This is a genomic window from Phocaeicola intestinalis, from assembly GCF_014837065.1.
In the GTDB taxonomy this organism is placed as follows: domain Bacteria; phylum Bacteroidota; class Bacteroidia; order Bacteroidales; family Bacteroidaceae; genus Phocaeicola; species Phocaeicola intestinalis.
The window spans coordinates 19,273-33,739 of sequence record NZ_JACSPP010000008.1; the positions used below are offsets into that span (position 1 = coordinate 19,273).

At 45.9% G+C, this 14,467-nt stretch carries 13 protein-coding genes and 1 pseudogene; 9 read left to right on the top strand and 5 right to left on the bottom strand.

The annotated features are described in order from the left end of the window. Nucleotides 1-3: 3 nt before the first annotated feature. Both H9625_RS04195 and H9625_RS04200 read right to left on the bottom strand, forming a co-directional pair. The gene (locus H9625_RS04195; protein ID WP_191763113.1) at nucleotides 4-1,425 is read right to left on the bottom strand and encodes a sialate O-acetylesterase; all 1,422 of its coding nucleotides are present in this window, start codon (nucleotides 1,423-1,425) and stop codon (nucleotides 4-6) included. Between the two features lie 5 nt (nucleotides 1,426-1,430). Beyond that, nucleotides 1,431-2,540, bottom strand: a complete 1,110-nt coding sequence (locus tag H9625_RS04200) for an SGNH/GDSL hydrolase family protein (protein ID WP_191763115.1) — start codon at nucleotides 2,538-2,540, stop codon at nucleotides 1,431-1,433. Between the two features lie 648 nt (nucleotides 2,541-3,188). On the opposite strand from H9625_RS04200, the gene H9625_RS04205 reads away from it, so the two are divergent. Next, a complete protein-coding gene (locus H9625_RS04205; protein ID WP_225226264.1) occupies nucleotides 3,189-3,704 on the top strand; it encodes a helix-turn-helix transcriptional regulator in 516 nt (171 codons plus the stop codon). Next, the gene (locus tag H9625_RS04210) at nucleotides 3,701-4,375 is read left to right on the top strand and encodes a nucleotidyl transferase AbiEii/AbiGii toxin family protein (RefSeq protein WP_191763117.1); all 675 of its coding nucleotides are present in this window, start codon (nucleotides 3,701-3,703) and stop codon (nucleotides 4,373-4,375) included. The genes H9625_RS04205 and H9625_RS04210 overlap by 4 nt, the downstream gene beginning before the upstream one ends. 17 nt (nucleotides 4,376-4,392) lie before the next feature. Here the strand turns inward: H9625_RS04210 and H9625_RS04215 are convergent, their stop codons facing one another. Both H9625_RS04215 and H9625_RS04220 read right to left on the bottom strand, forming a co-directional pair. Further along, a complete protein-coding gene (locus H9625_RS04215) occupies nucleotides 4,393-5,055 on the bottom strand; it encodes a response regulator transcription factor (protein ID WP_191763119.1) in 663 nt (220 codons plus the stop codon). Between the two features lie 47 nt (nucleotides 5,056-5,102). Beyond that, nucleotides 5,103-6,476: a sensor histidine kinase gene (locus tag H9625_RS04220; protein WP_191763121.1), complete on the bottom strand. Its 1,374-nt coding sequence runs from the start codon at nucleotides 6,474-6,476 to the stop codon at nucleotides 5,103-5,105. A 233-nt stretch (nucleotides 6,477-6,709) separates the two neighbouring features. On the opposite strand from H9625_RS04220, the gene H9625_RS04225 reads away from it, so the two are divergent. From H9625_RS04225 to H9625_RS04250, 6 genes and pseudogenes are all read left to right on the top strand, one after another. Further along, complete coding sequence (locus H9625_RS04225; RefSeq protein ID WP_191763124.1) at nucleotides 6,710-7,279, top strand: SPASM domain-containing protein; 570 nt, start codon at nucleotides 6,710-6,712, stop codon at nucleotides 7,277-7,279. Between the two features lie 164 nt (nucleotides 7,280-7,443). Continuing rightward, entirely contained in the window at nucleotides 7,444-9,726 is a 2,283-nt protein-coding gene (locus H9625_RS04230) for an outer membrane beta-barrel protein (protein ID WP_191763126.1), read from the top strand. Nucleotides 9,727-9,734: 8 nt separating this feature from the next. Further along, nucleotides 9,735-10,361 (top strand): annotated as a pseudogene (locus tag H9625_RS04235) (cysteine peptidase family C39 domain-containing protein); the annotation flags it as partial. A 153-nt stretch (nucleotides 10,362-10,514) separates the two neighbouring features. Then, nucleotides 10,515-10,709: a hypothetical protein gene (locus H9625_RS04240; protein WP_191763128.1), complete on the top strand. Its 195-nt coding sequence runs from the start codon at nucleotides 10,515-10,517 to the stop codon at nucleotides 10,707-10,709. A 224-nt stretch (nucleotides 10,710-10,933) separates the two neighbouring features. After that, nucleotides 10,934-11,332: a DUF4870 domain-containing protein gene (locus tag H9625_RS04245; RefSeq protein ID WP_191763130.1), complete on the top strand. Its 399-nt coding sequence runs from the start codon at nucleotides 10,934-10,936 to the stop codon at nucleotides 11,330-11,332. Between the two features lie 95 nt (nucleotides 11,333-11,427). Continuing rightward, nucleotides 11,428-12,531 carry a phosphotransferase enzyme family protein gene (locus tag H9625_RS04250; RefSeq protein ID WP_087251361.1) on the top strand — a complete coding sequence of 368 codons (1,104 nt, stop codon included), beginning with the start codon at nucleotides 11,428-11,430 and terminating at the stop codon, nucleotides 12,529-12,531. A gap of 22 nt (nucleotides 12,532-12,553) precedes the next feature. Here the strand turns inward: H9625_RS04250 and H9625_RS04255 are convergent, their stop codons facing one another. Next, the gene (locus H9625_RS04255) at nucleotides 12,554-12,724 is read right to left on the bottom strand and encodes a hypothetical protein (protein ID WP_191763131.1); all 171 of its coding nucleotides are present in this window, start codon (nucleotides 12,722-12,724) and stop codon (nucleotides 12,554-12,556) included. Nucleotides 12,725-12,894: 170 nt separating this feature from the next. On the opposite strand from H9625_RS04255, the gene H9625_RS04260 reads away from it, so the two are divergent. Beyond that, nucleotides 12,895-14,415 carry a Gfo/Idh/MocA family protein gene (locus H9625_RS04260; RefSeq protein WP_022041093.1) on the top strand — a complete coding sequence of 507 codons (1,521 nt, stop codon included), beginning with the start codon at nucleotides 12,895-12,897 and terminating at the stop codon, nucleotides 14,413-14,415. Nucleotides 14,416-14,467: the final 52 nt, after the last annotated feature.

Genomic DNA, 14,467 nt, shown 5'->3' on the forward strand with positions numbered 1-14,467 from the left:
TTATCACCAGTTATCCGTACGGAACGGGAACAAAGGCAATTCACGGGTACCTGCCACATTTCCCGGTTGGAAATCACGGAAACAATAACGTACGGCTACCGGATTAGCCACCTTGTCGCAAGTTACTTTTATCTGAAGGTTGTTGTATACTTCCGCCTTGGCAGGATAAAACACCTTGTCGCTGCCTGCCACTTCAAAACCTTCCATATCACTCAGCCGGCTGAACCCGTCGGGCGCATCATTGAACGAAAGAATCACACTGCCGTCCTTCACCTCCATCGACTTATACGAAGGACCTGCCGACACAATACCTTTTACACCATACGTCTTTGCCAAAGCCATATAGGCAAGACGTTTTCCCACATCGGTCTTGTTTTTCGGATGAATATTTTTTGCCTCATAAGGTTCCACCAGGTCATTGGTCGAAATCAATGCACTGTTCGGGATAATGGATTGCGCCTTAAACTGCTGTTCACGCAGGAGCGCACTGCCTGTACCTTCATACGAGCCAAACGGAGCAATCTCTACAAAATAGAAAGGCAATTCGCCCAGTCCCCATTCACTACGCCACAAGTCCACCATTGTCTTCAGGCGTTCGGCATAGTCGGGATGACCGACGTTCGATTCGCCTTGGTACCATAAGAATCCCTTGATGGTATAGTTCTGCAAGGGCTTCAACATCCCGTTATACATAATAGTCGGACTCATATAATGCCACCAGTCGTGCGGCTCCTCCTTGCGGATGTCCCGCTTCAGGTCTATGTCGGAATAATTCTTCACGATACTTGCCGGAAGCCACCCCTCCACCGTCGAGCCTCCCCAACTGCAATTGATGATACCGACAGGTACGTCAAGTACCCTGTTCATCATCATTGCAAAGTGGAATGCCGTAGCACTGAAAAAAGGCGCATTCTCCGGGTTGCTCACCTTCCATTTGCCCGGACAGGTCTCTACAGGTTCCAGTTGTCCGTTCTTTTCAACGGTTGCCACCCGTATGCCCTTCCATTGTGCCGCAGTGGCAATAGTCTCGTTCGCACCTTCTATAGGGCAGTTCCAGAAGCCGTTCAACGGCATCTCCATATTCGATTGCCCCGAACAGAACCACACCTCACCTATCAGCACATTGTCCAGCTTCGTTTCTTCGCCATCCGAAAAAGTAATGGTCTGCGCCTCATACGTAGCGGCAGGCGTCTGCACCTTGGCAAGCCATTTGCCGACTGCATCGCTCTTTACCTTATATACCCGGTCACTCCACGATACCCGCACGCTTACCTCCGTATTCGGATTCGCCTTTCCCCATAACTTCACTTCAGTCTGTTGCTGAAGCACCATGTTGTCACTCATTATGTCGGGCAACGTAACTTTTGCCCACGTGCTTGTCTGCATAGCTGCCAGCAGACAAGCCATTACAATACTTTTTCTCATATTTATTACCAATTCATTAGTTCCTTCAGGTAAGCCGTAAGCTCGTTCGCCATTTTCTGTTGCTGGCGCATCGACGGATGCCAGTTGGCTCCATATCCCAACGAACCGGTCTGCGGCGACATGTCGAAACGGTACACCTCCGTATCGCCAGCTTCTTTGCGCTCTGCCACAACCTTGTCCATCGCCCGCTTCACGTCTGCTAACGGTTTTCCGCTCAGCATCGAGCCACTCAGCAGGACGAGCTTCGCCTCCGGATAGATATCTCGCAGATGTGCTACGAACTTCCGGTATCCATCGGTCAGCAATGCGAAATCATACTTCCCGTCACCGGCATCATTGGTTCCCAAATTGATGCAGACCACATCGGGCGTGTACAGGCTATGGTCCCATAACTCTGTCGGGTCGGTAAACATCACCTGTTCGTACATCGCCGGCAGGCAATCCTTGCTTCCCGACACAGGTGCTCCGAAATTACGGTAAATGCCGATGCCCGAACGTGCCACTACCAAGTGCTGTGCATTCAATGCACGCGCCGTGCGTGCCGCATACGTATAGAAATGGTTTTCCGTCTCGTAAGTGAAAGGGTCGTTCCGGTCGTCCGACTCTACGCCATAGCCGCACGTAATGGAATTGCCGATAAACTCAATGCGCCGTTCGGGCAAGGCGGGAGCCTCAGCCAGCGTACATCCCTTGTCCAGGTAAAAGCCCTTGAAGACCGGCTTCAGCTCGTACCCTTCCAAAACATACATGATGCGTGCCCGGTGCGTCCCTTCGGGCAAACCCTCGACAAGGGTCACAATAGAATCATTCTTCGTAAAACCGATGCGGTAAGGCAACCCGTCGTCTATCTCCACCATAAAGTCCCCACTGCCCGGCTTTGCCTTCATCTGCAACGAAGTGCCCTCGAAATCAGCATAGATGCTTACACCCGGATATGTGAACGTGACCGCCTGCGGAATGCGGTGGCTGACACGTCCCATATAGACAATGCGTGCGTCATCGGCAGACACAAAAGTTTCATCCCCCTTGGGTATACCGGCAAAAGCGGAAAAGCCGGAAAAGAAAGCCGGAATCATCCAGCCTAAAGCATAAATCATTCGTCTGTGTGTTTTCATCTTTCATGTATTTTTGCAAAGATAGCGAAGATTATCCACACACGCTAATAGAATCTTATCCAAATCTGCTCAAATCGTATCAAAAAGCTTCCGGTGGGAAAAAGCTTCCGGTCCTTCATTTGTGCATTTTCTCACCACACAGATTAAAATAAACGAATATCCGCATTTTACCCAATTGCCATGTAGGGGCAGGATTTGCCTGCTCCTCGTACCATGCCATTTCCATAGAGACGGTGCGCACATCATCCTTGCATTTGATGGCATATCGGTAAGGAACATTTGGCTTTGCATGTAGCCTATATCTTTGTTTCAGGTGGCATACTTTTACGTTCTCGATATGGAAACCGTACGTTCTCGATATGGAAACCGTACGTTCTTGATATGGAAACCGTACGTTCTTGATATGGAAACCGTACGGTTTTCATATGAAAACCATAAAAGGAAGCCGCCTGAAACGATAATGTAATCCAAATGCGGAAACAATTGTTCCGGGAAAAATGCACAAACTTATGCCGTGCATGGTATAATCAAATATGAATGTCCGCATTTCACCAATAAGAAGTTATTTCAGGTTTCTTAAATCGTACAACCACATTTGGTTATTTCGGAGAATATGCTTATTTTTGCGTATAACCAAACGAAGCAGCCATGTACGAAGAATATATTGCCGCCCAAAGCACTCCAGCCGGGAAAGTATTGGAGCATATCTTGCGAAGAGCCAATGTCTCGCAAAAAGAACTGGCTCTCCGTTCGGGTATTTACCCCCAACGCATACACGACCTGATTAAGGGAATACGGAGGTTTACCATTCCTTATTCTTTGAATATTGAAAAAGCACTGAACATAGGGATAGAAGGATATTTCTATAAAATACAGGCTAATTATGAAATTTACCAATTCATCACCAATGAAGAGCTTAAGCAGCATCCGGACTTGTCCCAGTTCAGTAACGCTTTGTTTTGGGACACAAAAGTGGACAAAATAAACTGGATACGGAATAAGAAATGGGTCATCAAGCGCGTGTTTGAATACGGAAATGAGCAGGAAATAAAGGAAATCATCCGCTTTTATGGCAAAGACGTCATAAACAAGGTTTTCCCGCAAATAAAGAATGCATGGAAAAAGGAAGACAGAGATGCGAACTATAAAAAATATATGCAATGAAACTGCATGAGGATACAGTATCTCCCCTCTTGCTGGAAGCGTTAAAGACCCTATCCGGAAGTCCTGTGTTTCAAGATTTCCATCTCGTAGGAGGAACTTGCCTGAGCCTTCAGTTAGGGCATAGGAGGTCGATTGATATCGACCTTTTTACAGACATGGAGTATGGGAAAATGGATACCCAAGCAATGAAGGATTTTCTTTGCACTCATTTTTCATATACAGAAAATTTAGATAGCATGAATCAACGGGCATTAGGCTATTCTGTCCGCATTGGAAAATCTCCTATAGAAAGTGTAAAGGCAGATTTCTTTTATACCGAAAAGTTTATTTTCCCCACCTTCAAGGTCAATGGCATCCGGCTTGCAGACATACGGGAAATTGCAGCTATGAAAATCAAAGCAATCACAGAAGAAGAGCCGCGCCAAAAAGATTTTTGGGACATTTATGAACTAAGCAACCGTTTCTCGCTTCAAGACATGATAGAGTGGGCTATTCAGCGTGACCCATGGAGCGTGACAGAGAAGGACATTGAAAAAGGATTCCAAAACATTTTCCATGTCGAAGAGTCAAATGAAGGCATAGATTGCTATAGAGGTTACGAATGGGAATTAATCAGGATAGATTTGAAAGCTATGGCAGATGAATATTTTTCCCATAAAACAAATGATTAAAAAGTGGCATATTCGTTTTACCATACTAACTTATAGCCTACACCCTTTACCGTATGCAGGTCAATTTCTTTATCTTCTTGCAGATATTTGCGCAAGTGGGCAATGAAATTGTTCAGGCTTTGTTCATTTGCTGCTTCCCCCTGCCATAACACTTCTTCTATTTCTGCACGGGTAACCACTTTGTTCCGGTTGGATGCCAACAGGTTAAGCAGTTTACATTCAAACAGGCTTAAAGTTCTTGCCTCGCCGGTTTCAGATGTCAGCAAACGTTCTTTAGGGTTTAACGTAAAATGCCCGATACGGATTTCGGCAAATGTATCCGATGTATAGCGTTGCACGTAGGCAAGCAGTTCCTCCAGTTCGAAAGGTTTCTTCAGGTATGCCACCGCTCCTGCCCGTAATGCCCTTGCTACTTCTGAACTCTCTATATGCGATGACACGAACAGTATAGGTATATCGGGTGCCAAAGCTTTCAGCCGTAAAGCCTTATCGATGCCATCGTCTTTTCCTATTTCTACGTCCAGCAGAAGCAGGTGAGGGTTCAGTTCGTTGATAACAGAAGTAATAGCTGTCAACGAGGTCTGGTAATGCGTCTCATAACCGGCTTCGTTCAACGCCAAAGCCACAATGGTGCCCAACGTCATATCATCGTCTATAAATAATATCCGTTTCTTTTCCATGTTCTTTTTAAGTAACAAGTTGACAATGTCTCAGATGACGCTTCAACCTATAACGGAAGAGTCACCGTAAACACGCTGCCTTTGCTTTCGGCACTCTGTACACCGATTGTCCCTCCATGCTCTTCAATGATGTATTTTGTCTGCGTCAGCCCGATACCGTAGCCTTTCTGCAAGCGGTCCGCTTCGCGAGGCACCTGGTAGAACTGGCGGAATATCTTCTTTTGGTAACGGGCAGGAATCCCCCAACCGTTATCGCTCACCGCCATGCTAAGCCTGTCTGCCTCCTGTGTCAAGGCAATTCCCACCTTTACACCCTCATCGGCATATTTCAAGGCATTCTCTACCAGATTGCGCAACACATTTTCCAGATACATCGCATCCGCCCTGACGGTGCATCCTTCCGGCAATTCGTTGCGGACGGTCAACGTATGCGGTTTATTCCCGTAGGTTACGTCCATTTCTTCCTTTATCCGATACGCCAGAGCAGCTACATCTACCTGTGTCTTACGCAACACCAATTTACGGCGGTCTTTCCGTGCTACAATCAAGAGCGACTCGATATTTGCCACCAAGTGTTTCACTCCTGTCTCGTTCATCAGGATTACCTTGCGCCTCATCGGGTCTTTCTCTCCCAGTTTAAACCAGCCCAGCATTGCCAATACGCCGTTGAGCGGAGCTTTCAGGTCGTGTATCGTGCCGTTTACGCTATTCTCCCTTTTCCGCAGCAAAGCGTCTTTCCGCCGTATTTCGGTTAGTTGGAATACCAGACAAAGCAATACAATCACCACAATCGCTGCCGAAAGTATCAGCGTGTACCACAGATGTTTCAGAAAGGCAGACATCGGAATCTCCGATTTGACTTGCACCGCATACAGCCCTTTTGTCCCGATGTCGAGCATCTTCGAGTAATGTCCCTTTTCGCTCGGCTGTAAGTTGCCTGCTGAGGCTATCAGTTGCTTGTCGGCATCATAAAGCAACAAAACGTGGCGGTAATTTCCACCGGCAGCTTCTAAAGAATATAAACTGTCCAAAACGGCAAGCTGAAGCATATTTCCTTCCTCTATCTTCTTGTCTTGCAGCCACTGCTGCAAAATTTCTCCCCTTGTTTTTCCGATATTTTTTTCCCACTCGCTATCAAGGTTCAAGGTATCTCCCGGTGAGGTAGAGTGCCGCCACAGGCTGTCACGCTCCTGCGGGGTCATATCCGATGCGGCTTTGATATATAGGCGGAACTGGGAAGATTCCCGGTTCTGCTCCCGGTTACGCAGATGCAACTCTTTGGTTATGGCAAGCTCCAATGCGTCTTGAGCCAAAGAAACCTTTTGCCCGATATAATCACGATACTGATTTTCGACATAGCTTATTTGCAAGCAAAGCAATGCTACAATCGCAACCACCGTTATATAATAGTATCTTTTCATCCTTGTTCCCGTTTGCTATGCAAAAATAGATATTTTCCGGCAAACTGCTATCTTTTCTGCTATAAAATAGCAATTAAGATATATGTACTTTTTATATACAAGCATAATTAAAATTGCCAAAATGATTATGTAAAGATTATGTTCCGATTATAAACAGTTCGAAAAAAGCTCTGTAACTTTGCAAGTGTAAAACAAAACAATTAAATAGAAAGATTTCCATTCATAATGATATAATGGTGACAATCAGATGTAATTATACATTGGAAAATTTTGATTCGTTTAGGAATTTGATTGAGGATTTTAAAGAATACTGGAATTGTTCCAATGTAAGATTTTCTTTTCACAAAGTATGGCAAGAGCTTGAATCTACAGAATTGTTTGCAAAAAGAGAAGCTTTGAAACGTGATATTTTAAACTTAGGAATCAAATCAAATATCGATTCTTATTATGGCGATAGCCTTACACCGTGTTATGCTGATTTTGATAACCATATAGTCGTTAACTATAATGGTGATATTTATAAATGTACGGCAAGGGATTTTAAGCCTGAAAACAGATTGGGGTATTTGAATGATGACGGTGAAATCATTTATAATGACATGGCTCAAAAGAGGTTTAAGGCAAGATTGACGAAACAGTGCTTGAGTTGTCGGATGCTGCCTATTTGTACGATATGCTTTCAACAACGAAGTGAATCGGTGGACGGTTCTTGCCCTATTCCTCCTGTTTATAAAAATGCTACAATCAATATCCGTAAATACTTTTATGACGTGATTGCATTGAAGCATCAAGCAGCAACATAACCATTTTTACAAAACGGAAGTATATAGTCGTTTTTCTCTAACAAAAGAACGCGTAAAATTAAGAAAAAGATTAAATTTGCAGATAAAAAACACCTGAAAATAATTTGTTCATGAAGCGGTATTTATTACTAATTTTATTATGTGTTTATTCGATATGCCGGATAATGGCGCAGGATATAATTTCAGGGAAGGTGGTAGATGAAAATAGAAATCCGTTGCCTTATGTGAGCGTTGTCCTTCAACATGTACAAGATTCGTCGTATGTCTGTGGAGTCACCTCGGATGCGGAAGGGTTGTTCCGTTTACCGGTTCAGTCGGATAGGGAATATGCGTTATTGGTATCTTATATCGGTTATGTTACCGTCCGTAAGGCTTGCAGGGCGGGTAATGTCGGGACAATCGTTATGAAAAAAGACGTTACGATGCTGGAGGAAGTGAATGTCATCGCTTCAAGAATCCGCCACAATGCGAATGGCTATACCGTCAATCTCCGTTCTTCGGATATAGTGAAAGGCAAGCAGTCTGCCGATGCTTTGGCATTTCTTCCAGGGATAACCAAAGAAGATAACAGTTATAAAATCAACGGGCTTCCTGTAAGTGAGATTTATGTGGACGGTATAAAACTTGCCAATATGGATGAACTGAAAAATCTCCCGGCGGATATGATTGAGCGGGTGAAAGTGAACTATCTGGCAGGGAGCAATCAGAATGCGGCTTTGACAGGAGGAACGATTGATATTTCCCTCCGCCAGCCGCCACAAGGAGGATATTACGGCTCTCTGAGCGGAAGAGCGACATTTTATCCCGACTACGGATTCAGTAATGAGAACGTAGGCGGTGTCATCCGTTACCGTTATAAGAATCTGAATGTTTATGATAACCTTTCCTTGAATTTCAACCAGCCGGAAGAGACTGCCGACCAAGCTGTATGGAACCAGTCAACCGGTTTGCGTACGCAAATCAATGAGGAAACAAAATACCGGGGACACAACATCAACAACCGTTTAAGCCTTACCCAACAGATAAACGGGAACCACTCTCTTGGCGCCAGCTACTATGTGGCGACAAACCGGCTTAAGGCATCTTCACTTACCATTGGCAGCCAGGAAAACGCCATCCGCCCGGCTATCGAAAGTAAAGACAATTACCTTGATCAGGAAGCGACCTTAAAACATACTGCCAAACTTAGCCGGAGAGGAACAACACTGGATATAACAGGCGACTATTTTAACCGCCAGTCGGATAACCGTACAGGCTATTCGTATGGCGACAACACATCAGATGTGTCGGAGGATGAATCTTCACTGGATATGTATAAACTTTCGGTTGACGTGACCGACCCTCGCAGCCAGAAGCTGGTATGGAAATATGGTGCGTCCGTGCACTATATTGTCTCTGATTATCATCCTGCTATCGGTGTTTCTAATCAAACAGACCGTTTCCAGACAAGCCAAACCGCAACAACGACAAAAGGGCTGACTCCGTTGGCGTATGTGTCTGCCATGGGGCAAATCTGGAAAATCAATTACAGCATAGGCGTAAACTGGCAATTGAATGAAATCAAATATAAAACGTCGGATGATGGAATAGAGTCATCGGATACACAATGGGGGATTAATCCGACCGTACAACTGATGATGCCGTTGGATAAGAAAGGCGAGTATATGCTGATGCTGAATTATAAGCGTACCCTTGATGACATCCCGTATGCGGCGATTTCATCTACGGTCCGTTGGAGTGACCCATACAATTATACGGTTGGCAATCCCGACTTGAAAGCCCCTACGGCGGATATGCTTATCGCCGGTGCCTCTTTGTTCCGCAATTTGCTGAACCTGACAGCGGTGTATTCGCATACGAAGGGCAACATTTATTGGGAAACCAGGCAAAGTACGGGTGCTTCCGATGTGTTTTACACCATTCCGGTGAATCTTCCATCGGCAGATTTCTATGGCATAGGAGTGGAACTGAATCTGAATCCGGTCAAGCCGTGGAGGATGAAAGCCTCCGGTCGTCTGGAAATCCATCCGGAAGATGTTACATTAGACGGCATCTACTATGGGAAAACAAGACTTCGCCAGTATTATGCCATATACAACACCTTTGCCTTCAATCACGGCTGGGGCGGCATGTTGAACCTGATATGCGAGCCGACTTTCAAGACCTACGACCGTACTTACCATACTATCTATAATATCGGCGGGCAGGTTTATAAAACGATGTGTAAGGATAAGCTGCAATTGACTTTCATGTTCAATGCTCTTGGCGACCGCCGCAAATATGACCGCTATGCCAACGGCAATAAGGTGACCTACGATTTTACTACACCTGTGCAGTATGTAGGCTTTTCGCTTATATGGAGATTTTCAGGAGGCAAGCAGGTGAATATAAATGCGATAGAAAGCGGTTCGCAGAACTTTAAGGAAATAAAGGACGTTACTAGATAGATAGGGTAATGGTTCGGTTTCACTTTATAAAACAACACGATGCCATGCAATGTGGAGTAGCATGCCTCCAAATGATTTGTAGGTATTATAAAAAGATATATTCCACTGATACATTGCATCAATATTGTTTTGCAACCAATGAAGGCGTATCTTTATTGGGTATCAGTGATGCTGCCAAGAAATTAGGGTTACGAACTGTTTGTGGACGTATTACAGTTAATCAGTTGAATGCTTCATCACTCCCATGCATCCTCCACTGGAACCAGAACCATTTCGTGGTATTATATAAAATAAGGAGAGGAAAAACCTTCTACATCGCCGACCCGGGCAAAGGGAAAATCAGATATACCAAGGAAGAATTCAAGAGCCATTGGATAAGCACCACCTCGCAAGGGGAGGAAAAAGGGGTAGCCATGTTTTTGGAGCCTACCCCGGAGTTCGGCAGACTAAAAGGGGAAGAGGCGGAAGGCATACACTCATTCCGCTTCCTGATGGGCTACCTGAAGCAATACCGCCGGTGCTTCGTGCAGATTGCCTTGGGGCTGCTGGTTGGGAGCCTGCTGCAGCTCATCCTGCCTTTCCTTACGCAAGCGATCGTGGACTTGGGCATCAAGCACCAAGATATCAAGTTAATTTTAGGGACTAGGTACTAGTTGACTAGGGACTAGGGACTAGGTTTTAAATAGCTTTGTCAGCGGAAACCTTAGTATTTGAAACCTAGTCAACTAGTCCCCTAGTCCCTAGTCACCTAAAAAACTTAAAAACTCAAAAACTTAAAAACTCAAAACATGACCGACAAACGCATTGAACTCCGCTCGGAAAAGGTACGCCGCATTGTGGGTACCATTCCTCCGGCATTGGTACGCTGGAACATCACTGTATTGATTGTCATTCTGTTCGTTCTGATTGCGGTAGTATGCTGCATACCTTATCCCTACGGGGAAGGAGAAAGCATCCTGCGGCATATACTCGGTTGCTTATAAGCCATTTCAGGAAGGAAAGGAAATATCAACAGAAATACTTGCTTTTATAGAATAACCCAAGCATGATGTTTCAATTCTTTTTCTCTATGTTACATCCAATAAACCCCATGTAACAAATGCATACATTATGCTTCCTTGTGTACTAAATGTACTTGGTTTCCTTCAGTGTATTTACGTATTTGTTATATATTTGCGGTATCAATCACCAATAAAACTTATCTATTATGGAAAATCATAACATTCATAACATTTTATTCTGCTTTCATCTGTGCATACTGATAGGTGCCCTATTGCCTATCCCGTTCGGCAACATCTTACTTCCCTGGTTCTACTGGCTGTATAAAGGCGGCAGAAAGAACAGAGAAATATCAGAACAAGCATGCAGGGCATTGAATTTCCAATTCCTGTGCGGATGTCTCGTTTTCGTTTATGCCATCATTGCCTGGACGAGCTTCATCAATATGATGGCAAGCGGGAATAAGCCCGATTATGCCTGGCTGGCACCCATCGTATGTTTCTACACCGCTGCAAGCGTGTTGTATCCTTTCTTCATTCTGGTTTATATGAACATCACTAGAAAAAGCAGACAGTTTTATCCGAAAACAATCTATTTGTTCAAATAACCGGCTGATGACCAGATAATGAAAGATTTCTGACTAGAGCCTGCTACAAATCCACGGGAATGTCTATCTTTGCAAAAAAACGTGCGACAATGAACATGACCGAACTGCAAAATGTTACCTCCCGATTTCCTCAGATAAAAGAGATAAAGGGCATCCAGGCTTTACAATCCGGACTGATTAACCGGACTTACCTTGTCGAGACAAATGGTCCGGACAACTATATCCTTCAGCAAATCAACCACCACGTATTCACCAATGTGGAATTGCTGCAACACAACATCGAATGTGTGACCCGGCATATCCGAGCCAAACTGATAGCACGCGGAGAACCGGACATCGAACGGAAAGTATTGCATTTCCTGCCTACCACGGAAGGAAAGACCTATCACTTCGACGGGACGCACTACTGGCGAACCTGTGTGTATATCCGCGATTCGTACACACAAACCAAGGTGACACCGGATACTGCCTATCTGGTAGGGTTGAAATTCGGAGAGTTCGAAGCGATGCTTGCCGACCTGCCAGAGAAGCTGGAAGAAACCATCCCCGACTTCCACAATATGGAATTCCGGATGCAGCAGTTAAGAGAAGCCATAAGAACGGACCAGGCAGGACGGAAGGGAAAAGTGCAGGATTTGATAGACGCACTGGAACGGGATGCCGATGACATGTGTGCCGCCGAACGGCTGTACCGTGCCGGCAAATTGCCTAAACGGATTTGCCATTGCGATACGAAGGTAAGCAATATGCTGTTCGATGCGGAAGGCAAGGTGCTCTGCATCATCGACCTGGACACGGTGATGCCCTCATTCGTGTTTTCCGACTTCGGCGACTTCCTGCGCACTGCCGCCAGCACGGCTGCCGAAGATGAACCAGACACGGAGAAAATACATTTCAACATGAATATTTTCCGGACTTTCACCCGCGGATATCTTGAATCGGCAAGCGCATTCCTCACACCGCTCGAAATAGAAATGCTGCCCTATGCCGTCCGCCTCTTCCCCTATATGCAGGCGGTACGGTTCCTGACCGATTACCTCAACGGGGACACGTATTACCAAACTGCCTGTCCTGAACACAATTACGTCCGCACACGGGCGCAATACAAGCTGTACCAAGAAACATGCAAGGCTGTTCCCGATATGCAACAATACATCTCACAGCAAATGAAAAACCCTTTAAGAGAAAACGCAGATTAACACGGATTTTCGCAGATTATTTTTACAGACTATTATCAGACTTAGAAGCTGTTTTGAATTTCTCCAAAAAGTTTTTCTTGGCTTGATGTATCCGTTTTCGTGTGTGCTTTGGGCGATTTTTTGGTCCTTTCCGCTCCTGTTCTTCGTCAGATAGCCCGCTATCTTCCTCATCACAGAAGCGAAAATGCCTCAAAAACTCATCCCAAAATCATCGCACGATAAATTCAAAACAGCTTCTTACGATTTGATTTCAGCCGCATTTCTCAAATCGACTGATTGCAAAGCATTCAAATCTGCGTCAATCCGCGAAAATCTGCGTTTCAAACAAAAACATCCATTATAAAAACCATAAACAAAAGAAGTATGAAAACCATCCAAACATTGGCTTTAGGGCTGTGTTTAGCCCTTGGAGCTTGTACTACACAACCCGACTCGACAGTGCAGACAAACGATAAAGGCACACAGTGGGAATGGAAACAAGGAACCATCGTAGTAAAAACGCCCGAACGCCCAGCGGGACAGAAAAGTGTATTGGGGCTTGCCCTTCCCAAAATGGAAGTGGTACGTGTAGGATTCGTAGGGTTAGGCATGCGAGGTCCGGGAGCCGTGGAACGCTTCACCTACATTCCGGGTACACAGATTGTAGCCTTGTGCGACTATGAACAGGAGCGTGCCGAAGCCTGCCAGAAATTGTTGCAGAAAGCTTCGCTGCCCAAAGCCGCCATCTACTCCGGCGAGAAAGGATACGAAGAGTTGTGCAAACGCGATGACATCGACTTAGTGTACATCGCCGCCGACTGGCTACACCACTTCCCCATCGCCAAATGCGCACTGGAGAACGGCAAGAACGTAGCTATCGAAGTACCTTCGGCTATGAACCTGAAAGAATGCTGGGAACTGATTGACCTGAGCGAAAAGAACCGCAAGCACTGCATGATTCTGGAGAACTGCTGCTACGACTGGTTCGAGATGAACACGTTGAACATGGCGCAACAAGGCGTGTTCGGCGAAATTATCCGTGCACAAGGAGCTTACATCCACAACTTGAACGAATTTTGGGACCACTACTGGAAGAACGGCGAGGACGACAAGCTGGGCTGGCGGCTGGACTACAACATGCGACACCGCGGTGACGTATATGCTACCCATGGCTTAGGTCCCGTGGCACAAGCCTTGAACATCCACCGGGGCGACCGCATGGAGACGCTGGTAGCGATGGACACCAAGTCGGTAGTAGGCAAGGCACTGGTAGAAGCACGCACCGATTCCGCCTGCACGAATTTCCGCAACGGCGACCATACCACCACCCTTATCCGCACAGCAAACGGCAAGGTGATTGAAATCCAGCACGATGTAATGACACCCCAGCCTTACAGCCGCCTGTACCAGCTGACCGGCACGAAAGGATTCGCCAACAAATATCCGGTAGAAGGCTATGCGCTCGACAGCGAACAGCTTTCGGCTTCGGGCGTACAGCCGAAAGTGGACGACCTCAGCGCACACGGCTTCCTTCCGAAAGCTGAGCAAGAAGCCTTGGTAGCCAAATACCAGCACCCGATCCTGAAGAAATATGGCGAGATGGCAAAAGAAGTAGGCGGACATGGAGGTATGGACTTCATTATGGACAGCCGTTTAGTATATTGCCTGCAGAACGGATTGCCGCTGGACATGGACGTGTACGACCTTGCCGAATGGTGCTGCCTTGCCGAACTGGGCGAACTGTCGATGGACAATGGCTGCGCACCGGTAGCTTTCCCCGACTTCACCCGCGGTGAATGGAACGTGATAAAAGGATACAAGCATGCCTATGCCTCTCCCGAAGAGGAAGCTGCCACACTGGAAAAAGCCAAGGCATTCACGGCAAAACTGAAATCAGGTAACTAGGTAACCAGGGACTAGGCGACTAGGTTTCAAATAGTCCTGCTGATGTAAACCA